Source organism: Bacillus paramobilis, from assembly GCF_038096195.1.
GTDB lineage: Bacteria > Bacillota > Bacilli > Bacillales > Bacillaceae_G > Bacillus_A > Bacillus_A mobilis.
This window is the reverse complement of the sequence record NZ_CP151108.1, coordinates 1,664,254-1,686,664: the sequence shown is the minus strand read 5'-3', so window position 1 is coordinate 1,686,664 and position 22,411 is coordinate 1,664,254. Positions and strand designations below refer to the sequence as shown.

General features: G+C 33.1%; 24 protein-coding genes. 7 read left to right on the top strand and 17 right to left on the bottom strand.

Annotated elements, in window-relative coordinates; all coding sequences use genetic code 11:
- The first annotated feature begins 10 nt into the window (after positions 1 to 10).
- From AABL52_RS08815 to AABL52_RS08805, 3 genes are read left to right on the top strand one after another with little or no spacing between them, the layout of a single operon-like run.
- Complete coding sequence (locus AABL52_RS08815) at positions 11 to 607, top strand: Ada metal-binding domain-containing protein (RefSeq protein WP_144564847.1); 597 nt, start codon at positions 11 to 13, stop codon at positions 605 to 607.
- Positions 588 to 1,118: a methylated-DNA--[protein]-cysteine S-methyltransferase gene (locus AABL52_RS08810; RefSeq protein ID WP_341519177.1), complete on the top strand. Its 531-nt coding sequence runs from the start codon at positions 588 to 590 to the stop codon at positions 1,116 to 1,118. The genes AABL52_RS08815 and AABL52_RS08810 overlap by 20 nt, the downstream gene beginning before the upstream one ends.
- Positions 1,115 to 2,026, top strand: a complete 912-nt coding sequence (locus AABL52_RS08805) for a DNA-3-methyladenine glycosylase family protein (protein ID WP_000123145.1) — start codon at positions 1,115 to 1,117, stop codon at positions 2,024 to 2,026. Before AABL52_RS08810 ends, AABL52_RS08805 begins: the two co-directional genes overlap by 4 nt.
- A gap of 36 nt (positions 2,027 to 2,062) precedes the next feature.
- Here the strand turns inward: AABL52_RS08805 and pepT are convergent, their stop codons facing one another.
- Complete coding sequence (gene pepT, locus AABL52_RS08800) at positions 2,063 to 3,295, bottom strand: peptidase T (protein ID WP_000806997.1); 1,233 nt, start codon at positions 3,293 to 3,295, stop codon at positions 2,063 to 2,065.
- 193 nt (positions 3,296 to 3,488) lie between these two features.
- On the opposite strand from pepT, the gene AABL52_RS08795 reads away from it, so the two are divergent.
- A complete protein-coding gene (locus AABL52_RS08795; protein WP_097816806.1) occupies positions 3,489 to 4,127 on the top strand; it encodes a YczE/YyaS/YitT family protein in 639 nt (212 codons plus the stop codon).
- Between the two features lie 92 nt (positions 4,128 to 4,219).
- On the opposite strand, the gene AABL52_RS08790 is transcribed toward AABL52_RS08795, so the two are convergent.
- From AABL52_RS08790 to AABL52_RS08775, 4 genes are all read right to left on the bottom strand, one after another.
- Complete coding sequence (locus AABL52_RS08790) at positions 4,220 to 4,537, bottom strand: hypothetical protein (RefSeq protein WP_097844249.1); 318 nt, start codon at positions 4,535 to 4,537, stop codon at positions 4,220 to 4,222.
- A gap of 226 nt (positions 4,538 to 4,763) precedes the next feature.
- Positions 4,764 to 5,372 (bottom strand): histidine phosphatase family protein, encoded by a 609-nt coding sequence (locus AABL52_RS08785; protein WP_144564856.1) that lies wholly within the window; start codon positions 5,370 to 5,372, stop codon positions 4,764 to 4,766.
- A 30-nt stretch (positions 5,373 to 5,402) separates the two neighbouring features.
- A complete protein-coding gene (locus tag AABL52_RS08780) occupies positions 5,403 to 6,218 on the bottom strand; it encodes an alpha/beta fold hydrolase (protein ID WP_000650121.1) in 816 nt (271 codons plus the stop codon).
- A gap of 207 nt (positions 6,219 to 6,425) precedes the next feature.
- On the bottom strand, positions 6,426 to 6,815 hold the full coding sequence (locus AABL52_RS08775) for a VOC family protein (protein WP_061678152.1): 390 nt from the start codon (positions 6,813 to 6,815) through the stop codon (positions 6,426 to 6,428).
- Between the two features lie 422 nt (positions 6,816 to 7,237).
- Between AABL52_RS08775 and AABL52_RS08770 the strand changes: the two genes are divergently transcribed.
- Complete coding sequence (locus AABL52_RS08770) at positions 7,238 to 9,958, top strand: EAL domain-containing protein (RefSeq protein ID WP_341519176.1); 2,721 nt, start codon at positions 7,238 to 7,240, stop codon at positions 9,956 to 9,958.
- A 95-nt stretch (positions 9,959 to 10,053) separates the two neighbouring features.
- Here the strand turns inward: AABL52_RS08770 and AABL52_RS08765 are convergent, their stop codons facing one another.
- The 4 genes from AABL52_RS08765 to AABL52_RS08750 are packed head-to-tail and all read right to left on the bottom strand — an operon-like array spanning position 10,054 to position 13,407.
- Complete coding sequence (locus tag AABL52_RS08765) at positions 10,054 to 11,118, bottom strand: undecaprenyldiphospho-muramoylpentapeptide beta-N-acetylglucosaminyltransferase (protein WP_001035070.1); 1,065 nt, start codon at positions 11,116 to 11,118, stop codon at positions 10,054 to 10,056.
- 48 nt (positions 11,119 to 11,166) lie between these two features.
- On the bottom strand, positions 11,167 to 11,487 hold the full coding sequence (locus AABL52_RS08760; RefSeq protein ID WP_061678155.1) for a DUF6572 domain-containing protein: 321 nt from the start codon (positions 11,485 to 11,487) through the stop codon (positions 11,167 to 11,169).
- Between the two features lie 25 nt (positions 11,488 to 11,512).
- Entirely contained in the window at positions 11,513 to 12,424 is a 912-nt protein-coding gene (locus AABL52_RS08755; RefSeq protein ID WP_000739096.1) for an NAD-dependent epimerase/dehydratase family protein, read from the bottom strand.
- Positions 12,421 to 13,407, bottom strand: coding sequence for a UDP-N-acetylglucosamine 4,6-dehydratase family protein (locus AABL52_RS08750; protein ID WP_341519175.1), 987 nt, complete (start codon positions 13,405 to 13,407; stop codon positions 12,421 to 12,423). Before AABL52_RS08750 ends, AABL52_RS08755 begins: the two co-directional genes overlap by 4 nt.
- Before the next feature lie 310 nt (positions 13,408 to 13,717).
- On the opposite strand from AABL52_RS08750, the gene AABL52_RS08745 reads away from it, so the two are divergent.
- Together AABL52_RS08745 and AABL52_RS08740 are read left to right on the top strand one after the other, a co-directional pair.
- Positions 13,718 to 14,896, top strand: a complete 1,179-nt coding sequence (locus AABL52_RS08745) for a DUF2515 domain-containing protein (RefSeq protein WP_341519174.1) — start codon at positions 13,718 to 13,720, stop codon at positions 14,894 to 14,896.
- On the top strand, positions 14,871 to 15,272 hold the full coding sequence (locus tag AABL52_RS08740; RefSeq protein ID WP_000098931.1) for a CBO0543 family protein: 402 nt from the start codon (positions 14,871 to 14,873) through the stop codon (positions 15,270 to 15,272). Before AABL52_RS08745 ends, AABL52_RS08740 begins: the two co-directional genes overlap by 26 nt.
- A 22-nt stretch (positions 15,273 to 15,294) precedes the next feature.
- On the opposite strand, the gene AABL52_RS08735 is transcribed toward AABL52_RS08740, so the two are convergent.
- The 8 genes from AABL52_RS08735 to plcA form a co-directional block, all read right to left on the bottom strand.
- Positions 15,295 to 15,720: a YfmQ family protein gene (locus AABL52_RS08735; RefSeq protein ID WP_097844242.1), complete on the bottom strand. Its 426-nt coding sequence runs from the start codon at positions 15,718 to 15,720 to the stop codon at positions 15,295 to 15,297.
- 20 nt (positions 15,721 to 15,740) lie between these two features.
- Positions 15,741 to 16,412: an LrgB family protein gene (locus tag AABL52_RS08730; RefSeq protein WP_341519173.1), complete on the bottom strand. Its 672-nt coding sequence runs from the start codon at positions 16,410 to 16,412 to the stop codon at positions 15,741 to 15,743.
- Positions 16,413 to 16,435: 23 nt separating this feature from the next.
- On the bottom strand, positions 16,436 to 16,792 hold the full coding sequence (locus tag AABL52_RS08725; protein WP_097844240.1) for a CidA/LrgA family holin-like protein: 357 nt from the start codon (positions 16,790 to 16,792) through the stop codon (positions 16,436 to 16,438).
- A 33-nt stretch (positions 16,793 to 16,825) separates the two neighbouring features.
- Positions 16,826 to 18,259, bottom strand: coding sequence for a PLP-dependent aminotransferase family protein (locus tag AABL52_RS08720; protein ID WP_341519172.1), 1,434 nt, complete (start codon positions 18,257 to 18,259; stop codon positions 16,826 to 16,828).
- Positions 18,260 to 18,445: 186 nt separating this feature from the next.
- On the bottom strand, positions 18,446 to 18,637 hold the full coding sequence (locus tag AABL52_RS08715; protein ID WP_000006456.1) for a hypothetical protein: 192 nt from the start codon (positions 18,635 to 18,637) through the stop codon (positions 18,446 to 18,448).
- A 218-nt stretch (positions 18,638 to 18,855) separates the two neighbouring features.
- Entirely contained in the window at positions 18,856 to 19,563 is a 708-nt protein-coding gene (locus AABL52_RS08710; protein ID WP_341519171.1) for a GntR family transcriptional regulator, read from the bottom strand.
- A gap of 30 nt (positions 19,564 to 19,593) precedes the next feature.
- Entirely contained in the window at positions 19,594 to 21,003 is a 1,410-nt protein-coding gene (locus AABL52_RS08705) for a GH1 family beta-glucosidase (protein WP_341519170.1), read from the bottom strand.
- A gap of 245 nt (positions 21,004 to 21,248) precedes the next feature.
- Entirely contained in the window at positions 21,249 to 22,235 is a 987-nt protein-coding gene (gene plcA, locus AABL52_RS08700) for a phosphatidylinositol diacylglycerol-lyase (protein WP_341519169.1), read from the bottom strand.
- Between the last annotated feature and the right edge of the window lie 176 nt (positions 22,236 to 22,411).

Below are 22,411 nucleotides of genomic sequence, written 5' to 3'. Positions count from 1 at the left end.
GTGATGTTCTTTGCACAATGAAGGAATTACGTTAACAAATGAGCATTGGCAAGCAATTATTCAGAATGATTCTTCCTATGATAGCAAATTCTTTTATGCCGTGAAATCAACCGGAATCTTTTGCCGGCCGTCATGCAAATCAAGAATACCGAATAGAAACAATGTACGAATTTTTCATCATGCAGAGCAAGCATTAAGTGAAAACTTTCGCCCGTGCAAACGTTGTAAGCCAAATGGACTAACTTTACCTAATGAAGAATGGGTAGAACAAATTAAAGATTATATAGAAAAGAACTTTAACGAATTATTAACTCTCGATATACTTGCAGAAATGTGCCATGGTAGCCCCTTTCATTTACAACGCACTTTCAAAAAAACAACAGGAATAAGTCCAATAGAATATATACTACAGTTCAGGATTGTTAAAGCAGCAGAACAACTATTACAAACAAATCAATCCATTAAAGAAATTAGTACTGCTGTCGGGATAGAAAACCCAGAGTATTTCGCAACCTTATTTAAAAAGAAAACCGGGTTTACTCCTACTGAATATCGAAAAAAGAACGAAATGAAAGAAGGATACAAAAATGAATTCCAACAAAAATAAATTTATTTATTGGACGCTACTTACACATAAGAATTGGCAGTTTCATATTGCGGCAACAGAAAATGGACTATGCTTCATTGGATCACAAGATGAAAATTTAGAAGAACTAAATATATGGGCTAGAAAAAAATTGCCACAACATATATTGGCCTGTAATCCAGATTATCTGCAATCATATGCAAAAGAAGTTACCGAGTATTTAGAAAGTAAACGAGAAACTTTTACATTCCCTATCGATGCTTACGGAACTGATTTTCAATTATCTGTTTGGAATACGGTACGTGAAATTCCGTATGGAAAAACATATTCTTATTCAGAAATTGCCGAAAGGCTGCAAAAGCCTACGGCTGTACGTGCTGTTGCTACTGCTATTGCTGCCAACCCTCTTCTCATTACGATTCCTTGCCATCGTGTTATTGGAAAGAATGGTAAATTAACCGGATTTAGAGGTGGATTAGCAATGAAGAAAGAATTGCTTATATTAGAAAAGTCGCAGGTAAAATGCATATGACAGCAGAACATACTAGCGCATTAACTTTAGTAGTTCCAACAGAATTTAGTTTCCAAGAAAATTTACGCTATCTATCGCGTTCTAACAATGAATGTATGTTCCACATTGAAGATAACAAAATTTATAAAGTGATCCCTGTTCACGATGTAAATCTTTTAGTTGAAATTAGTATGAATATGGATGGAAATATTCAAATACGTTTTTTAGAAGAATTATATACATCTGAAGAATTGGTATGCGAAGCTGTCGCTCACTATGTGAAAGAGTGGTTTGATTTAACTACTGATTTAGCTCCCTTTTATACATTAGCTAAACATGATGTACTCCTTCAAAGACCAATTGAACAATATTATGGTCTTCGTACTTTAGGTATTCCAGACTTATTTGAAGCACTTTCCTGGGGAATTATCGGTCAGCAAATAAACCTCACATATGCTTATACACTAAAAAGAAGATTAGTCGAACACTTTGGAAGTTATGTAGAGTGGAATGATAGAAAACATTGGATATTCCCTTCTCCTGAAACGATTGCCAATTTACATGTAGAGGATCTCAAAAACTTAAAAATGACGACTAGAAAATGTGAATATTTAATCGGTATTGCAAAGCTTATTACAGAAGGAAAACTATCAAAAGAATCTTTACTACAAATACAAGACGTGAAACAAGCTGAAAAACAATTAACTGCTATACATGGTATAGGACCGTGGACTGCCCACTATGTTTTAATGCGCTGTTTACGATTTCCTTCCGCTTTTCCAATTGACGATGTTGGTTTGCACAATGCAATTAAATATATAACAGGTTCTGAAAGTAAACCGACTAAACGTGAAATAAAAGATTTTGCGGCAAATTGGACCAACTGGGAGTCTTACGCAACTTTTTATTTGTGGCGAGTATTATACTAAAAAACCAAGTAGCGCATCCGCACTACTTGGTTTTTTTTAAGCTTGTTCTTCGAAGCGTCTTGCGATTTCCACAATAACTTGAACAGCTTTTTCCATCGTATCTACCGAAACATATTCAAATTTACCGTGATAGTTTTCACCACCTGTGAAAATATTCGGCGTTGGTAATCCCATATACGATAATTGTGATCCATCTGTTCCACCACGAATCGGATGAATGTTTGGTTCGATATTTAAGCTTTTCATCGCCTCATATGCAATATCAACAATTTCTCTCACTGGTTCAATTTTTTCAAGCATGTTATAGTATTGATCATTCATTTCTAAAACGACTGCATCTTGTCCATACTTCTCTTGCATTTGCTTCACAATATTTTCAACGTTATGTTTACGCGCTTCAAAATTTTCACGATCAAAATCTCGAATAATATAATACGCTTTACTTTGCTCAACGTCACCATTTAAAGAAAGTAAATGATAGAATCCTTCATAACCCTCTGTATATTCCGGCGCCTCTTCTACCGGTAAATAGCTATTAAACTCCATAGCAAGTTTAGTTGCGTTACGCATTTTATTTTTCGCTGTTCCAGGATGTGTATTCGTTCCGTTAAATGTTAACTTAGCACCTGCAGCATTAAAGCTTTCATACTCTAAACCACCTAATGGACCTCCATCCATCGTATAAGCACATGATGCACCAAACGCTTCTACATCAAAATGCGCTGGCCCACGACCAATTTCTTCATCCGGCGTAAATGCTACTCTTATTTTCCCATGTTTAATTTGCGGATTATGTATTAAATAGTTCATTGCAACCATAATTTCAGTCAGACCCGCTTTATCATCTGCTCCTAAAAGTGTCGTACCATCCGTTGTAATAATCGTATGCCCTTTATATGATGGTAATTCTGGAAACTGTTCTGGCGTTAACACAACATTTAGCTCTTCATTTAACGTAATTGCATTGCCATCAAAATTTTCATGAATTTGTGGTTTTACGTTTTTCCCTGTAAAATCTGTTGCCGTATCTAAATGTGCTAAAAAGCCGATTACTGGAACATCCTTATCCGTATTAGCAGGAAGTGTTGCCATTACATACCCATTATCATCCATTGTTACTTCTGTTAAGCCAATCTCTTTTAACTCTTCCACTAATATCTTTCCAAACTCAATTTGTCCAGGTGTTGTTGGTACTGTATGACTTTCTTCATTTGATTGTGTATCAATCTTTACATATCTCGTAAATCTTTCAATAAGTTCTTGTTTCAAACTCATTCACTCCCTTTTACGTTTCTCTTTCTATTATAATCCTTAAAACGAAATATTTTAACTTTTTTGACTGTGAATATATATTTCATTTGTATTTTAGAAATTATGAATACCAACTAAAAAGTCGTAATATTTGTACATTAAGGCTCTTACATGTAATATACATAATTATAAAATATGGGAGGTATTAAAGATGAGGCTAACTCTCTTTCGCTATTTTCTTTTTTTCTTAGGATTAATTTTTTTCGGCCTTGGAAATGCTCTTGCAGTCAAAGTTAAATTTCTCGGTTTACATCCTTGGGAAGTTTTAAACATGGCTCTCTACCAAAGGTTTGGATGGACCATTGGTACGTGGAGTGTCATATGTGGATTATGTCTCGTTCTCATTTCTTTACTAGTAGATCGAAAATATATAAATGTGGGCACATTTTTAAATGCACTACTTATCGGCCCCATTATGGACTTTTTCTTACAATCAAATATCCTTCCAAACGCTAGTGATTTTTTATGGATAAATTTACTCATTTTATTATCCGGTATTGCCATTACAGGTATTGGGGGAGGGATGTACGTTGCGGCTGGGATTGGTGCTGGACCTCGCGATGGATTCATGCTTACTATTTCCGACAAAACAGGACTGTCTATTAGCCGTGCTAGAATTATAGTAGAATGTGTTGTACTAGTTATTGGATTTATGCTAGGAGGTCCTGTTTTCATCGTAACTTTTCTGTACACCTTTATTCAAAGCCCAATCTTTCAACAATCATTTAAGATGTTTCAAACACTTTTACATACTTTACATAGCAAAAAGAACATTAGTGAACATATTTAAAGTACAGCTTAATCCAAATAAATTCACCCTATTTACGATTCTCACCGCAAATAGGGTGTTTCTTTTTTCATCTCACAATTTAAGAATATATACTACTCATTTACAATAAAAGTATATATATCGTCATAAATACAGCCATTTACTTTAATGACATACTTCCCTGGTTTACTAAAACGAATTGTGTATTTATTTAGTTGAATTGCTTCTTTATCTCCAGAAAGAACATCAATGCTTCTGCCACTCAATACATAAAATTCACTTTGATTCATCGTTACATCAATTGCATTGAAATTTTCTTCTTTCACCTGCTGTGTTTCTGCAGCACTTACACTTGGTTCTAAAAACAGTAGTCCACTTAATCCAATCGTGCCCGCTAAAGCAACTCCCGCAAACTTTTTAATCTTTTTCATCACAATGTCCTCCTTATAAATTTTGTGTAAAGGTGATTTTCTCCTTTACACCACAAAGCCTATATGTAATGAAATGAAAAGTAAACGGGGACCGTAAGACAAAATTCTACATCTTTTTCTCCAATTGAATATAAATCCAGTGTTTGGAATTTTGTCATATTAAAAATTGTTTACTTAAACCAACTTCGAATAATATTATTCAGAAACTGAATAATTACTTATTGATTTAAGATTCTAAAAACAGTTGATAAAGATTCTTTCTATCTCCTATCCATAATCTTTCTACATTCATTAATTGCTCATCCTTAAATTCCAACTTATATATGTCGGGCTTCGAAGCATGTATAAGAAATTCAAACCCGTATTGATTATCAAAGTAATTCATCATTAAAGTCATTACAAGCCCATGCGTACCAATTACAACTTTTTGCCCTTGAAAATCCATCAATATTTCCTTTAGCACTTTCACTACCCGTCTCTGACAATCCTTATATGACTCTCCTTCCGTTAGTGCAAAATCCGGATCAGAGAACATATTCTTTACAAGTGGATACACCTCTTTATCTGATATAATCTTATCCTCACTTAAAAACATACACTCTTTGAGATTTTCATATACTACTACTTCTTTTTCATAGAAATCGGCTGATTTTTCTATCGTTAACACAGCCCTCTTATACGGACTTGAAATGAAAGTATCGATTCCCTCTGTTTTTAATATGTCCGTTACTCTATGAGCATCTAAACTTCCCTTTTCAGTTAATCCGCGTGTTCTTTCATTTCCTTCTAATTTTGGTGATTCACCATGTCTAACCATATAGATATAGGTACTCATACTTCCTCCTTGAAAATATTCATTCGTCTTTTATAAACTTTGTTGATTTGTTCGTCTAATCCACTCGCCTACTAAACACTCGAATACTTCAGGTTGTTCAATTTGTAAATTATGCCCTGCCATATCTAACATCGCTAATGTCGCTCTTGGATAATCATCAATAATTCTTATAATGTCTTGATAACCTACCGAGATATCTTGTCTTCCAGCTAGTAAAAGAACGGGTTTCTCATATTTCATATGATGAAAATTCATAGTAAGAGAGTAATTCTTTTGCAACCTTTCAATAAATTCATAATTAGCAATATCTAGTCCCGGCTTAATCTCCTCTTTAAACCTCGTATATGTATATTCATTCGCGACCACTGCTAACTCGCAAAATTCTTCTCTATCAGTGGCAGTTAGTGTATTTAAAAACTCCTTATCTTGTACAATTATCTGTTTATTAGGGATAATCCTATTTTCTTGCTCCGCTACAACAACAGGGCATACTAATAGTAATCCATTAACTCTTTCAAACAGCTTTGTGAGTATACCTCTAGCTAAATATCCCCCATAAGACTCTCCTACTAATAAAAAGTTTTTCGTTGGAATGATTTCTTCAATACATGCAAGTAACAGTTCTAACATATGATCTGAACTATTTATCCAATCTGGAGCATTCGATTTCCCCATGCCAGGTAAATCAATATATATTCTTTGATAGCCTTTATATTTTTCGAATACTGATTCCATGCACCTCTGCATTAACCTATGATCAGGTGCACAGCCATGTATAATAATGACTGGTTTTCCTTCGCCAATGATTTCATAATATATTTCTGTATCCTTAATCCGGCATTTCATAAAAAGCCCCCTACTTTTCTATTTATCTTTACAGACTCTTCTCTTAAACCAATAGGAATATACGTTCTTATTTTACAACTTTTCAGAATATAATTACAAATTTTATTTTTCAGATTCCGAATAAAAAAGCCTTCCATGAGTGTATCCCCTCAAAAGAAAGCTCTTTTACGTATTTCGTCCTACTTGAACTTCAAGCATCATTACCCATTATTCCTCTAGTTTCATCAACACAATTCTCCAACCATCTGGATCCTCTATCGTTATCCCCTTATCTTTCCAGTATGGATTTTCAGGCTCGACCTCATCATATCCCAATGCATACAGCCTTTTACTCACCTTTTTCATTTCACTATCTTCACGCATATAAAATACGAGTAAATTATCTTTCGTCGGAGCTGGACATGGACTCCCCTCTATATGTCTCGTAAATTCTAAATGATATTCTTCATCTGGGAGTCCAAACATGACCCCATCATAGCCTTCATGATCGTAGAATTCACCTATACGTTTTAAGCCTACTCCTTTTTCATAGAATTCTATAACCTTTTCAAACTGATCAGTTGGACGTGCTATTCGAAATTTCACCCAATTCTTCATGCTTTTCCTCCCATACTAAAAATTTTATACATGCTTACGTATTATTGTATATACGTAACCTCTTTTTGAAATCCCTCATTAGTATGAGAATAAATACATACAAAAGTTTAGTTCATACTTTATAATGAAAATATTTGATATAAAATTGAATGTATTATCTTTATGCAATTATGCATATTCACTTGCGAAATATTAAAAAACCTATAGAATCCAAAGGATGACTAAATATACAATTCCCATTTAAAATCTTGATGAAGTACATATTATTAAAAACAACACTTTTTTAATTTTAAGAAGTATTACACTTTTTAACACTTTCCTTATAAACATGATTTTTATAAGGAAATCTGATACAATTCTTAAATAATATTATTATGTATAGATATTACGAATATAGTGCATAATTAAAGAAGGTGATTTTATTGAAATTAAATAAAAATTTACAACTATATATATTAATTGGAACATTAATATGCTATTCAATCTATTTTATATTTTTTTATCTGTTCCCTACTCATTTTTCAAATTCGGATGTACGCTTCGCTTCACTTATCGTTGAAGCCATTACATTTGTATCGCTCATTTACTCTATATATTCTAAAAAAGTTAGTTCAAATCCATTTTGGATATGTATCACAATAGCAATCGGTAGCTTTTTATTAGGGAAAATAGTATACACATATGAGGATAGCTTCTTCGAAATTCCAATACATCGATTTACTATTTCTGATGTATTTTACATGTTTTTCTTATTTTTCTGTCTTATCGCTTTCTGTTATAAAATTTTAAAAGAATGCGATAAATGGGAAAAAGCGTTCTTTATTTGTGATATATGCATCGTACTTACTTCCATATTCACATTGGAGTGGTATTTATTTAATCAGCCAAATTTAAATATATTCTCTCTTTCACTAGGAGATGTTTTCCTTTCATTTCTATACCCAATTGCAGATTTATTATTTCTTCTACTAGGCGTTAGTCTCTTTTTCCGTCCGACAATTTTTAATTCCAAACGGAAGATTTATATCTTTATTTTTGTATTAATAAGTTCTGCAACTTTTAACTATATTTATTTTTACTTAAATAATCATTTATCAACTGAAACGATAACATTATTACGTCTTTTATATAGAATACCTATATTACTTATTGCAATAGCTGGTTCTATTTCAGATGATTATAATAGCACTAAAAATTACTTTATTGTACACCCTAAACTAGGAAAAAAAGTTTTAGTTGTATTCCCCTATCTTGCCGTTACAATACTAATCGGGTTTACACTAAAAGAACAAACAGCATCTTCAACTCTCATTACAGGAAATTGTATTACTTTTATTTTCGTACTCATTCGTCATTCTATTGTACGTATGCAAAACAATTCCCTAACAAAACGTTTACAGGCATTTAATGCTCAACTAGAAGAAAAAGTGACTTTACGAACTTCTGATTTAGTTTATAAATCAGAGGCTCTATCTCAGAAACAACAAAAATTCAAATCACTATATGAATATCATCCTGATCCTATTTTTACGATTGATTTGAATGGAATCTTCTTAAATGTAAATAAAGCTGGAAGTATGTTACTGGGAGCACCAACGAATGAGTTACTCGGTGAAACTTGTTTTTCGATTATTTTAGATGAAGATAAACATAAACTAGCATCTGCATTAGAAAAAGTGAAACAACAAGAATCGGCATCCTTACAACTCAGTTCTCAATATAAAGATGGCTTTACTTATTTTTTATACGTTACCATCGTCCCTATTATGATAGACGGGCAAATTTCAGGAAGCTATATAATGGTGAAAGATATTACTGCACTAAAAAAACAGCAAGAAGAAATAAAATATTTAGCATTCCATGATACTGTAACGAAAATTGGGAACCGTGCCTTTTTCCATAAGAAATTAAAAAGAGTTATAAAAAATGCTAGAACAACAGACAGTGAGTTCGCATTATTATATTTAGATTTAGATCGCTTTAAAGCAATTAACGATACACTGGGACATTCGTCAGGAGATTACATATTAGAAGAAGTAGCAAAGCGATTCCAATCCTGTCTTCCATCACATACTCATCTGTCAAGAATCGGTGGCGATGAATTTACAATTTTAATTGAAAACTATACTGACGAAGATTCCTTATTCCAATTATGTAACCGGTTATTTGAATGCATGGAAAAGCCGTTTGTCATACATGAGCATACATTAACTTTATCACTAAGTATCGGCATCGCAATTTATCCACATTCCGGAATCGATACCGCTACACTTCTGAAAAACGCTAATGTTGCAATGTATAATGCAAAGGCAAAAGAGCTTAACTCTGTCTCTATTTATGACGATGTAATCGCTAAAAAAATTGAAAGACGATTACGATTAGAAAAAGATTTACCAAACGCAATACAAAATGAAGAATTATTCCTTTTATACCAACCTCAAGTTGATAGTGAATCTAATAAAATTATTGGTGCAGAGGCTTTAATCAGGTGGAATCATCCTGAATTAGGCGTTATTTCTCCATACGAGTTTATTCCGATTGCAGAAGAAACACTACAAATTATTCCAATAGGAAAATGGACATTAGAGCAAGCTTGCGAGCAAATGAAACGTTGGCATGCACTCGGATATTCACATTTAAAAATAGGTGTAAATTTATCTGCTAAAGAATTTGAACAAGAGGATTTTGTAAAGTCTATTTCTTCTACTTTAGCAAATACAGGTTTACCAGCAAGTTCTCTCGATCTTGAGTTAACAGAGCGAATTGCAATGATGGATGAACGAGAAACATTGATAAAATTGCGCACACTAAAAAGTTTAGGGATTCACATTTCAATCGACGACTTTGGTACAGGCTATTCTTCGCTAGCTTACTTACCTTTATATCCAATCGATACGTTAAAAATCCCAAGAGAATTTATTACAATGTCTGAAACATGTGACGATGGAATGGAAATTATTAAAACAATCATCACATTAGCAAATACATTAGGAATGTCTGTCATTGCTGAAGGGGTAGAAACGAAAGAACACGTGAATTTCCTTCAAAAAAATAAATGTCAGTTTATTCAAGGTTACTATTACAGTAAACCTATTCATACTAATGCATTTACTGAGCTATTAGAAAGTGGGATTCACCCATAATACATAGCTAATCAGGATAAGTAATAATGAATTTGAACAACTATAGTAAAAAGGAAAGAAGATACCTTCTTTCCTTTTTACTATTTAAATTTCTATTACTGCACCACTTCATTTATTATATCTATTAATTGATGAATCCCCTCATCATTTGTTTTCGTATAGCCAGTCATGTTTTGAATATATCTCTCCTTATTTGCATACAACTTATTTACTGCATGTATGAATACATTCATACTTACTTTGTCTTGGAGTATAACTTCTGCATATCCTTGCCGAGAAAAATATTCAGCATTTAAAACTTGATCTCCCCTACTGGAACTGTTAGTTAGCGGGATAAGCAACATTGGTTTCTTCAAGAATAGCAATTCAGAAATAGCAGTAGAACCCGCTCTCGAAACTACAACACTCGCCATATTTAGTATATGCGGCAACTCTTCCCCTATATATTCAAATTGCATATAACCTTCCATACCAATAGATGAATCCACCTTCCCTTTACCGCACATATGAACAATATTAAAATTTAATAGTAATGTTTCCAAACTTTCTCTTACCATATCATTTATCCATTGAGCACCTTGACTCCCACCCATAATTAACAATACCGGTTTATCTTGCTGAAATTTACAATAGCTTCTTCCCCGTAATACATTGCCCCTCTCAATTTCTTCCCTTACAATTGGTCCTACATAAACCTTCTTCTCATTACTTACATTTTCTCCTGTCTGAGGAAATGTTGTGCATAGTTTTGTAGTAAAAGGTAATGCTATTTTATTTGCTAATCCTAACGTACTATCTGGTTCACGTATTATTACGGGTACTTTATTCATCCACGCTCCTATTACTACCGGAACGGAAACAAATCCTCCTGCCGAAAAAATAACATCTGGTTTTATTCGTTTCATCAATTTATAACTTTGTATGCAACCTTTTATTATTTTAAAAGGATCTTTAAAGTTCTCCCAATCCCAATATCTCCTAAACTTTCCCGTTGAAATACTATTGTATTTCACATTTTGAACTAATAGTTTTTCAATTCCATTTTGAGATCCAATATACTCAACTCCCCATCCTTTTTCCATAAATTTAGGAATCAATACCATATTAATCATTACGTGTCCGGCTGTACCGCCCCCAGTAAAGAGAATCTTTTTATTCATAATTTATATCCACCTTTATCATTAAAAATCTTGTTTTATACTTATCTATTAAATGTAAGTAAACTTACTATTATTTATATAAACATTTAACTCAAATCCTATATCTTGCAAAAAATCTTTAACGAGATCATAAAAATCATTTCCATACTCACTACATTCATACTGAGCAAAGACTTGAATTACCGCCCTAGTTCCTGTACCTATTACTGGACTTTTCCTATCACCCTTTTTACCTTCCACATAGGCTAGACATTTATTTATCGCCTCATAGATACACAAAACATGCTCTTCCTCATCTTTCCAGTCCAGCGTATCAACAATTAAAAGAAATAGCGTATTTTGATTATCTATTGTTTTATAGCCATTCATATATTTCTTACACCCTTTTTATTTTTCATTGAATACAGATTTCACTACACTTCGCATACTCAAGTACATCTTTTAATGATTGATGAAATTGAATTTCTGGGACCCAACCTAACCTTTTTATATCCTCTATTACTAAACTCTCATTTGATTCGCTCCCACTATGCTCTGCTTCTTTTATGGAAAAATTCAGCTGTGTTAATTCTTTGTATTGTTCTATTACATCTAATAAAGACCGTTTTACCCCTGATCCAATATTATATTGTTTTCCATTTGTTCCATCGCGTAATAACACATGATACGCTTTAACCGCATCACGTACATCTAAAAAATCCCTACTATCTTTCAAACTGTTTACTTCAATAATTGCTTCACTTTTATTCGACTCTATCGTTATCATTTTTTTTGCAAGAATAGAACAAATACCATTCGATACTCCTGGACCAATTAAATTCGAGGGCTTTGCAATGATAATATTTGAATTCATTAATTCACTCCACGCTTCTGCAATAATGACTTGCATCGTTTTACTTAAACTATATGGATTTGAAATTTTTATTTCGTTCATACTATCTGCTTGCAAAGCAGATCCTATAACCAACGTTCTACAGTGAGGTGCTTCTTGCTTAATTGCTTCTAATAAATATAATGTCCCTATTACATTAATCTCTACATATTCAAGAGCAGCTGTCCAAGACTCTATGACCGAATTCCTTCCTGCTAAATGCAATACATAATCTGGCTTTATTCGTTTCATTACCTTCATTACTTCGCTCTTATTAGTTAAATTACAAGTAATACCATTCCCAATTGTTTCTCTATATGCACGATTTTGAAACATAGGAATTACATGAAAGCCCTGCTCTAAAAAATATTGGCAAGCATGGCGTCCTGTGAAACCATTTGCACCAGTTATTAAAAGGCTCGCATTTTTTTTCATCGTAAAAACCCTCCTTTTCCTAGCATTTGTTTCACCTCATGTTTTGTAAGTAAGTCTTGTTGAGAACTAAAACTCTTCATATCCACTAGCGGATAGCTAGAATAATATTCTTGAAGTCCTTCTATAGAAATCGTCGGTAGTACCACAAAATAATTTTGATCAAAACTTATACTTGTTTTACTCTCTACCTCAGATAAAAGCATTTCACTTAATTTTTCACCCGGTCTTATCCCTACCTCTTTTACCTTAATGTTTTCTTTTTCCGAATTTTCAATTAACACTTCTGCTAAATCTGTTATTTTACATGCCGGCATTTTCATAACAAAGATTTCCCCGCCTCTACCTTGATATACGGCTTTAAATAACAATTCAACAGCATCTTCAACTGTTAAGAAAAATCTAGTCATATTGGCATCGGTAATCCCTACTTGTGAAGATTTTTTAATTTGTTGTTTAAAAAGTGGTACTACACTTCCACTCGTTCCTAAAACATTTCCACCACGAACACAAATGAATTTTGTTTTCTTCGTTTGCATATTCGCATGAACCATTAATTTCTCACCAATTGCTTTTGTCATCCCATACGTATTTGATGGATCGGCCGCTTTATCCGTTGAAACATATATAACTTTCTCAACTTGCATCTGTATAGATGCTTCAATTACATTTTGTGTACCATGTATATTAGTTTTTATAGCTTCATAAGGATAATACTCACATACTGGAACATGTTTTAAAGCTGCAAGATGGAATACATAATGTACACCTTGGCAAGCATAGGCTAGTTGATCTTTATCACGAATATCTCCAATAATAAATTTTAATCTATCATCATTTATAAACTGTTGCTGCATTTCAAACTGAACCGTTTCATTTCTTGAAAAAACCCTAATTTCTTTCGGTGATTTTTCTAATAGTTGTTTTATAAGTTCATGTCCCCACGAGCCTGTACCACCAGTAATTAAAATTATTTTATTTAGCATTTCTTTTCCTCCTACTACACATTTCAATTAAAATTGTATTTATAAAAATTTATTGAATTATTTTCAATTGATTTAAATCATAATCGTCGTTTGTTACATTTAATTGACAAAATAAAAAAACAGAAACTATTAAACATAGTTTCTGTTTTTCATTTCACCTCACAACAGTAAGATTTTTTATGCTTTTTGTATGATAATTAAAACCTTGTAAAAAACACCGCTCATTTATTTCTTATACTCGTAATAAAATAAATAGAATGACTCATAGCCAATAATCATGTTTAAATTTATGAATAAGGGAGGTAACGGAATGGACCGAAATAATTCAAATCATACATATAACGGACCTTCCAAAGCCCTGCCTCTCTCACTATTCGATATAAAAAATGAATTGAAACAAAAAAGCAAGCTTATTCCTTCTGGTACCATGTATAAATTAACGAAAGAAGAGCAACTCATCATCAACAAAATAAAAATACAAACAGAACAGCTAAATAAAAATAATGTGACAAGAACACGCGCATACTATCAATTTTACATTCAATATCCAGAAATACATTGGGCACTGCTTGGACATATGGTATCACGTAACGGTGGTTGGAATATGACTGATTTAAAGGGCGATTTATATACGAGAATTTTATCAGAGAAAGATCAATTCATATTTTTTTCTTTTTTAGAAAGAGGGAATTGGCTTATTTTCCAAGATGTATATCCTCAATTTTTACTTTACGAACAAAGTATAAAGAGATCACTAAAGTTATTTCACCTTCTCCCTCACCTAAATGTTTCTACATTTATGGAAACGATGTGGAACGATTTTTGGAAAACAGGCAACAAAAAAACATTGGCGATTGCAACTATTATTAATGAACAAAACTACTTAGAAAAAAGAGTGATTCAAAATGTACAATTTAAAAAGACTGTACTAAATAGTATTGGATTTAAACTCTTTGATTTCTTTCAGTTTAATCATATCCTTTTCCCATTCTACGAAAATGATAAAAAACAAAAAGTATTACTATTTGGTGATACAATGAAACATTTCACTTCCTTACATGAACGAATATTAATTGGAAAAAGATTGTATTCATTATTATTTCGAGATACACATGTTTTATCTCAAATAATAAGCTGGGCCCAACACCATCCGCATACAGGATCAAGGAAAGATTACTGGCCCCATTTATTTTCAAGTGTAAATGAATCTTTTTCCCGTGAGTTTTATAAGCGCCGAATAAAGAAATGCCAGTTGCGAAGTGGCGCTTATCGTATATACAGTCCTGCACTCATCTATGCATGGCGAGATATGAAGCATGAGGAAGTTGACAGTGAAGATTGGTTTACCGATTGGCAAGTTGTAAATTACTTAGTTGATAAGGAGGAAAATATAAATGGACAAATTACAGAAGACTACTGCAAAACACTCGAAAAAATTGAACTCGCAATTCTCGCAAAGAAAAATGTCCTCCTCCGAGAAGAAGAATGAGTTTCTAGCATTAGTCGTTACAATTTTACTCTCTTCTATGATCGGAACTTGCTTAGATGCTTTCTTCGTTGCGAAACAAATGTATTCCTTTCCAGTTAGACCGTTCTCATCCATATTTTCAGTTAACATTGGCTTTACTTTGTTTGTACTACCGATTTTAACAACGATTTTCATACAAATTTCAAAAACATTATCTGCAGTTTCTAGAATTGTATTTATTATTTCAATAGGTATTTGTGCTAGTATTTTTGAACAGGTTGCTGAAAGATTCGGTTTCTTTATTCATAGTGTGGATTGGAATCATACATATTCTTTATTTGGCTATATGATTTTCTTTTCTTTTATTTGGAAAGTATATCATTTCATACAAAAATAAAGAGACCATTATAGATCTCTTTTTAAGCGTACTCTTCGGTTATTGCTAGTGATGCAGGGTTTTGAAGACTTTTTGAACGTAAACGGTAGGCAACGATTTTCTTCTTATATTGCTTGATTACATCAACATGTTCCTCATAGCTATATAGAGAAAACCTAATCTCTTTGTTCCCCTTCTTCGTGTTAATAACGATCGGTGTTCCTTCCCCGTGCGGTGGGAAATAATGTTTATCTAAAAATAAAGCTTCATTAAATTCATGAATAACTTGTAGTTTCATTTCTCCCTCTATATTTTTTCCATCTACCGATATAGAGGTATTCTCTTCCTCAAGTTTTTGATGCAATTCAAATCTACTAATAATTGATTCTACAACAGAAGTTGGCATACTAGAAACTAGTACTTTAAGAGCCCCAAAAATAAATAAAGTAACTATAAACCATGTTGTCATTTTCATCATCTCCATTACATTTAAAAAATAAATTTCGTTCCATACGGTATGAGTATACTAATGAGTATTCCAGTTACAATCATCGTCACCGAACCGATTGTCGCCTCTTTCTCGCCTTCCTTCACGAGGCGGCTCACACCGATAATATGTGATGCGCATCCCATCCCCACTCCTTTTCCAATCGTACTTGTTATTCGGAAAAACTTCAGTACTGTCGGTCCGATCATAGCACCTGTTATTCCTGCAACTACTACGAAACTAGAAGTCATAGATGGAATACCACCAATTTGATCCGCTAATGAAATGGCGATAGGCATCGTCGCTAATTGCGGCAGTGTCGTTAATATGAGTTCCTTATCTATATTTAACATCCCGCCAATCACTACATTCATACTCGTTAAAGCCACTATACCTACTGCTACGCTGATAAGTATTGACAAAAAGTTTTTCTTAAGTATTTTTCGCTCTTTAAATAAAGGTATCGCTAACGCTACAATTGCAGGACTCAATAAACCGGAAAGAATATCTCCCCCATTTGCTCTATACTCATGATGAGAAATACCAAAAATCAAAAATAAGCAAATCATACTTGCTGTAACTGTTAGCACCGGTAACGTAAAAGGAAATGGAATTTTTTTATATAACTTTGTCGCCAATACATACATTACTATAGTAATAATAATTAAGACCATTTGCATCTTGCACCTTGTCGATTTTATTTTTTTGATGTTACTAATAATTGACTTATATACCCTGAAATAATCAAAGTTACTACCGTGCTCACAACTACTAAAAGGAATATAACAATTCCCTTACTGAAAAGAAAAGACCCGTATTCCATCAGCCCTGTTGTCGAAGGGATTAAAAATAATGGTAAAAATACGATTAACTTTTCCGCACCTAACTCAAACCATTTTAACGGTAAAACGCGAGTGGAAAGGAGCAGGAACAGTATTAACATCCCTATTAAACTTCCCGGTATTGATAGATGGAATATTTCCTGAATCCACGTACCCACTAAGCTAAATATATATAGCACGCCTACTTGAAGTAAAAGCGTCACGTACTTCATTTCTTTCCCTCATTTCACTATCACACATCCATATTATGAAATCTCATTTAACGTGTCGGCAAACCGTTTAATTCCAAGTTGAATTTGTTCTATATTCGCTCTACCAAACGTAAATCGTATATATTCATTTTTCGAACCTAAAACACTGCCCGGAACAAATGCGACACCATTCCGTATAGATTCACCTAATAAGTGATATTCATCAAACTTTCCTTTCACTTTACACCATACATGTATTCCACCCTCTGGCACGAAACATTCAACTCGGTCTCCCAATGTTTCTTCAAGCTCTGCAATTAATTCATCTCTTCTTTGCTTCAATTGTCCACGAAGTATCGTAATATGTGTATGAAAATCCTTTGATTCCAAAAATTGATTTGCTACCCACTGCGTAAATACACTATGGCCAAAATCAACTTGTTGCTTTGCATCTGCTAAACGCTCAATTACGCGTGTCGGACCAATTATCCATCCAATACGTAATCCTGATGCAACAATTTTTGATAATGAACTTATATAAAGAACATTTCCATTTTGGTCCATTGATTTTAATGTCGGGTTCACTTCTCCATTAAAAGAAATTAAACTATACGGATCATCTTCTACAATTGGTATACCGAACTCAGAAGACAGTTCTAAAATCTTTTTACGTCTCGCTAATGAAAGCACAGTACCTGTTGGATTTTGATAATCTGGATTCAGAAATACCATGCGAATACGATGCTTTTTATGCAAATCAATTAAATCATCTGGATTCATTCCATGCTGATCAACAGGTAGATGGAATATTTGTAAGCCCGCGGATTTAAACATCGGCAATGAAAAACAATACGACGGATCTTCAATTGCAATTGCATCGCCAGGTTTTAATAAACATTGAACGATAAGATTAAGCGCCTGTTGTGCTCCAGATGTAATAAGAATAGAGCTTGAATCTGCTTCAATTTGTTTATATTGCTGAACATGTGCTGCAATTGTTTTTCTCAACATCTCATTTCCGAGTGGATGGTCATAGCCGAGGTTTTCCATAAATGTTTTCTCCGACAAAATTGTTCGAAATCTATCACTCGGAATTAATTCTGGTGACAGTTCACCACTTGCTAAATTAATTAAATCATCCTTTTGTGTTTCCGTTCGAATTTGTTGAACGAGTGGTACGTTAGGTAAGAACGATCCATCCTCCACGTACCTACCCCAGTTCGGTATTCGTTTATGTGAGACACCCCATATGTCTGTATTGACCCGTGTTCCGCTTCCCTTTTGCCGTTCTACTACTCCAAGTGATTTTAATTCTTCATACGCAGCTACTATTGTACTCCGGTTCACCTGTAATTCCTTTGCCAATATACGCTCAGAAGGTAACTTACTATCAGAAGGAAATTCACCTGAAGAAATGCCTCTTTCAATATAATCAGCAATTTGTTTATATACAGGTGTCTTATCTGCACGATTTGGTTTCCATTCCATCTAGTTCCCTCCTTTCAAAACGAACTATCCTCATTTTTTACTAACAGTATTCACCGTAAAAATAGTATTAATTAGCCATATTTTCTTATCCGTAAATGGATATATCCCAAATTGTTCTCTTTCTGATTGCTCGATAGCTTCTGAAATTCCAACTTCATACTCTCATTTCAGTTCTTTTACAAACTATCAAATCATTACCGCATACCATGTGACCCCAACCAGTAGAACAAAAAGAAGAAAAATATAGATTGCAGATAAGTTTTTCACATTTCTTTTTGTAGACTTACCGTAATTCTCCTCCACGTTTCTTGCAACTAGTACAGTCCCAAACAGCGATACAATTACAATAATAACGACTAGTGAAATTGCAAAACTCATTGTCTTTTCACCTCTCTAAGACCCGTCTATTTTAATTAAAGAACTTACATAAAAACTTTTCTCTTTAAAACGTTGATAACATACTACCTTTCTTCTCTTATCATAATAGATGTTTGCAAAAAACGGACCAACCACTTTTGTGTTTTTTTGCTCATCCACTTTAAAAATAAAAAGCAACTGATCACTTAGGACCAGTTGCTTTTTCTACACGATAATTTTCATTTAAAATTAATTCGATTTAAAAGTTTAGTCTTTTCATAATGAAACATCGATTGAGATAACTCGAAAATTGTTCCATTTACAAGATACACTGTATTTTCAATAAGAAGCCCCGGATCACCTTCATTTAATTCTAAAAGCTGTGCATTTTCTTTATTTACTTTTTCACAACTAATAACTTTATCAGCAAAACCAATATTTAATCGTAAATCTTCAATGAAATAACTGTATACAGAGCTTAATGCTATTTCTTCGTTCAAATATGGAATAATATCCTTTTTGAAATAACTTACTTCAATAGAGAATGGTTTAGCATCTACAATTCTTAAGCGCTTCAAAAAATACAACCTAGCTCCGGCTTCGCATTGCATCCGCTTTGCTATCTCCTCGTCCGCATCTATTACTTCAAGCTCTAACACTTTCGTTTCAATATTTTGTGAAACAAGATTTTTCGTTAATCCACGTAAACTTCCTAAATTAATGTAATCTGTTACAGAAGTTTCGCGTAAAAACATGCCACTACCTTGCACTTGAAAAATATAACCTCTATTCACAAGCTGACTAATTACTTTACGTATCGTATTACGGCTTACTTCAAATCGATTCATCAACGCTTCTTCTGTAGGTAGTTTTTTCGTTTCATTAAAAAGCCCATCTCGAATGTTTTGCTCTAACACATCTGCAATTTGTTTATACTTTGCACTCATACACTTTCTCCTAAAATACTCTTTTATCTGTTATAACTCTTCCCCTCTCGTTTCGATCACATGTTTGTACCAATGAAACGAAAGTTTCTTCTTACGTTTTAAGTTATCATTATGATCGACAAAAATAAAGCCATATTGCTTTTTATATCCATTTAACCAACTTAAAAGATCAATCACTGACCATGCATAATAACCTTTTAAATTAATCCCCTCTTCAATTGCACGCTTCATTATTTTTAAATGCTCTTCAATAAATTTAATTCTCGGAACATCTACAATTTCTCCGTCAATGATTGGATCTTCATCACCAAGTCCATTTTCCGTTACATACATCTTTATGTCACCGTAACGCGCTTTCAACATATGCAATCCATCTAAGAAACCTTCGGGAGATATTTCCCATCCCCATTTTGTATATATTTTATCATCCATTTTAACTGTTCGATAAAAACCATCAAAAGAAGGGTTACCTGGAGCAAGTGTTGAGCTTTCTCGAGAATGTTCCTCACTCTTTATATCCATATCGTATCTTTCTACTCGTATTGGTTGATAATAATTCAAGCCAATAAAATCATTTTCTTCTGCATTTTGTTTAATGATTTCTAATTCTTCAACCGTCCAATTAGGAGTCCACCTTTTTTCCTTTAATTGTTGTACAACATAAGACGGATACTCACCTTTTAAAACTGGATCATAATACCAATACGTTTCATATTCATTCGCATGATTTGCTGCTCGTATATTTTCTTTTTGATCATCCACACTATAAGCAGGTAAGAAAACATGTGTAATCCCAATCTCACCATATTGTTTCAGCTGCTTGTACACCGCAACTGTTTTCGCATGTGCATAAAATACATAATGAGTCGCTTGAAAATACTTTGGAACATCATTTTGGATTCCTGGTGGATGTGCACCTTTTAAATAACCTAATCCACAAAACATTACTGTCTCATTAAAAGTAATCCAATGCTTAACTCTGTCACCAAATGCCTTAAAACAAGTTTCTGCATATTTTACGAAAGCCTCTGCTGTTCTTTTATTCGTCCATCCACCATCTTTTTCTAACGGTGATGGTAAATCCCAATGATATAAAGTGACAAACGGCACAATCCCGTATTTTAAACATTCATCAATTAAGTTGTTATAAAATTCAATCCCTTTTTCATTTACCTCTCCATCTCCAGTCGGCAATATTCTCGCCCAAGAAATTGAAAAACGATACGATTCTAATCCCATCTCAGCCATTAAGCGAACATCTTCCTTATATCGATGATAATGATCCACAGCTACATCACCATTTGTTCCATTGTATGTTTTACCAGGAATTTTTGAAAACTCATCCCAATTCGTAACACCTTTTCCATCTTCATTCCATGCACCTTCTACTTGATAAGAAGCTGAAGCAGCTCCAAATAAAAAATCATGTGGAAACCTCATAGTATATACCTCCATTTCATTACAACAAATTAAATTCATTGATACATATAAAATTTATAGGTACAAATTTTATATGTATGATTATATCTTATGTTTTTATTTTTTTCTATTATAAAAGTACAATTTCTATTGTTGGTTATTGGAAAATAAAAAGAAGCGATATATTTTATCGCTTCTTTTTCTCATCATCTTTATTCTTTTATCCCGCTATTTGCCGGGCAGTAAGACCCCCACTAATTAAAGTTTCACTTTATCAATGACTTATTCGCTCTTATAACTTCTTGATACAATAATGGTGACCACTTTTCATTTATGTAGTCTTGAATTATCCAACCTACTCTTGTAGGACTCTTTTGTTTTATATAGTTTGCAATTTCAGGATTTATATAAGAGGCATAGTAATATGGACTATTCCATGCTGTACCACCTGAAGACAAGCTTGTAAAATTAACATATAGGTGATTTAAATCCTCACTATTATTCATCGTTTCATTAATCATATCTTTAATAGATTTTACTTTCTCATCATAACTCACTTTATATTTATCTTGTACTGTTACATTTACATTTTGATTTACAGTTGTCGTAAACGTCTCATTATCTGGCCAATAAAAATTATTATATCCTCCAGATTCATTACTACCACTATATCTTTTTAGTAGTACAATTTTCCCACGAGCATCTCCAAGTTTTATATTTCCTTCTGTTTTTAAAAAGATAGGATCAACAAAATATTTTTTTTCAAACGTACTACTAAATGAATCTTCTGCCCCTTTCATATCCTCATACTCTTTTTTTAAAGACATAATAATTGTTTCACTCGGGTTATCTTTTAAAAATTGTTTCGCTTCATTTATGAATTCATGCAGTGTTACATAAAGATATAATGGCCCATGATGAAGAACTATCGTATTATCATCTGTTAAACGTCCTCTTATATCAAAAATGCGAGCTCCATGATCCATTTGATAGCGAAAATCATACTCTTGCGTCATTCCCCATACTTGCTTAATTGGATTTTGTAATTTGAACGTACCACTATCATGTGTTCCTGGAATTGAAATTCGTGCTAACGGGATATTATCAGATATAGGTTGCATCCATTTTGACCAATTTTCAAGCTCATTAACAGAGCTAGCTGCAACTACTTGCTTATCATGTAAAGCAAATACAAATGTGATAAATATTGTACTACATATGAATAATTTCAAAATTAACTTCTTATTGCTCATTATTATCCCTCTCTCTCTTTCTATTTTTATATCAAATTTATTGAATGTAATATAAGCTAGTTCATAAAAAATAAATAACATTTCATCAATATGAAATATTGCATAGAAGTAAAGTTAAAAAATCATTCACATATACTGAATTAGAAAAGTTTAAAGGAACTTCATCTGAAGTTCCT

Coding starts and splice junctions, on each gene's coding strand:
- plcA (WP_341519169.1), bottom strand. CDS start 22,235: ATGAGCAATAAGAAGTTAATTTTGAAATTATTCATATGTAGTACAATA.
- AABL52_RS08740 (WP_000098931.1), top strand. CDS start 14,871: ATGTCCTCCTCCGAGAAGAAGAATGAGTTTCTAGCATTAGTCGTTACA.
- AABL52_RS08735 (WP_097844242.1), bottom strand. CDS start 15,720: ATGACAACATGGTTTATAGTTACTTTATTTATTTTTGGGGCTCTTAAA.
- AABL52_RS08760 (WP_061678155.1), bottom strand. CDS start 11,487: ATGAATGGCTATAAAACAATAGATAATCAAAATACGCTATTTCTTTTA.
- AABL52_RS08715 (WP_000006456.1), bottom strand. CDS start 18,637: ATGAGTTTTGCAATTTCACTAGTCGTTATTATTGTAATTGTATCGCTG.
- AABL52_RS08775 (WP_061678152.1), bottom strand. CDS start 6,815: ATGAAGAATTGGGTGAAATTTCGAATAGCACGTCCAACTGATCAGTTT.
- AABL52_RS08750 (WP_341519175.1), bottom strand. CDS start 13,407: ATGCTAAATAAAATAATTTTAATTACTGGTGGTACAGGCTCGTGGGGA.
- AABL52_RS08705 (WP_341519170.1), bottom strand. CDS start 21,003: ATGAGGTTTCCACATGATTTTTTATTTGGAGCTGCTTCAGCTTCTTAT.
- AABL52_RS08785 (WP_144564856.1), bottom strand. CDS start 5,372: ATGAGTACCTATATCTATATGGTTAGACATGGTGAATCACCAAAATTA.
- AABL52_RS08790 (WP_097844249.1), bottom strand. CDS start 4,537: ATGAAAAAGATTAAAAAGTTTGCGGGAGTTGCTTTAGCGGGCACGATT.
- AABL52_RS08795 (WP_097816806.1), top strand. CDS start 3,489: ATGAGGCTAACTCTCTTTCGCTATTTTCTTTTTTTCTTAGGATTAATT.
- AABL52_RS08805 (WP_000123145.1), top strand. CDS start 1,115: ATGACAGCAGAACATACTAGCGCATTAACTTTAGTAGTTCCAACAGAA.
- AABL52_RS08755 (WP_000739096.1), bottom strand. CDS start 12,424: ATGAAAAAAAATGCGAGCCTTTTAATAACTGGTGCAAATGGTTTCACA.
- AABL52_RS08710 (WP_341519171.1), bottom strand. CDS start 19,563: ATGAGTGCAAAGTATAAACAAATTGCAGATGTGTTAGAGCAAAACATT.
- AABL52_RS08725 (WP_097844240.1), bottom strand. CDS start 16,792: ATGAAGTACGTGACGCTTTTACTTCAAGTAGGCGTGCTATATATATTT.
- AABL52_RS08765 (WP_001035070.1), bottom strand. CDS start 11,118: ATGAATAAAAAGATTCTCTTTACTGGGGGCGGTACAGCCGGACACGTA.
- AABL52_RS08810 (WP_341519177.1), top strand. CDS start 588: ATGAATTCCAACAAAAATAAATTTATTTATTGGACGCTACTTACACAT.
- AABL52_RS08720 (WP_341519172.1), bottom strand. CDS start 18,259: ATGGAATGGAAACCAAATCGTGCAGATAAGACACCTGTATATAAACAA.
- AABL52_RS08780 (WP_000650121.1), bottom strand. CDS start 6,218: ATGAAATGCCGGATTAAGGATACAGAAATATATTATGAAATCATTGGC.
- AABL52_RS08745 (WP_341519174.1), top strand. CDS start 13,718: ATGGACCGAAATAATTCAAATCATACATATAACGGACCTTCCAAAGCC.
- AABL52_RS08730 (WP_341519173.1), bottom strand. CDS start 16,412: ATGGTCTTAATTATTATTACTATAGTAATGTATGTATTGGCGACAAAG.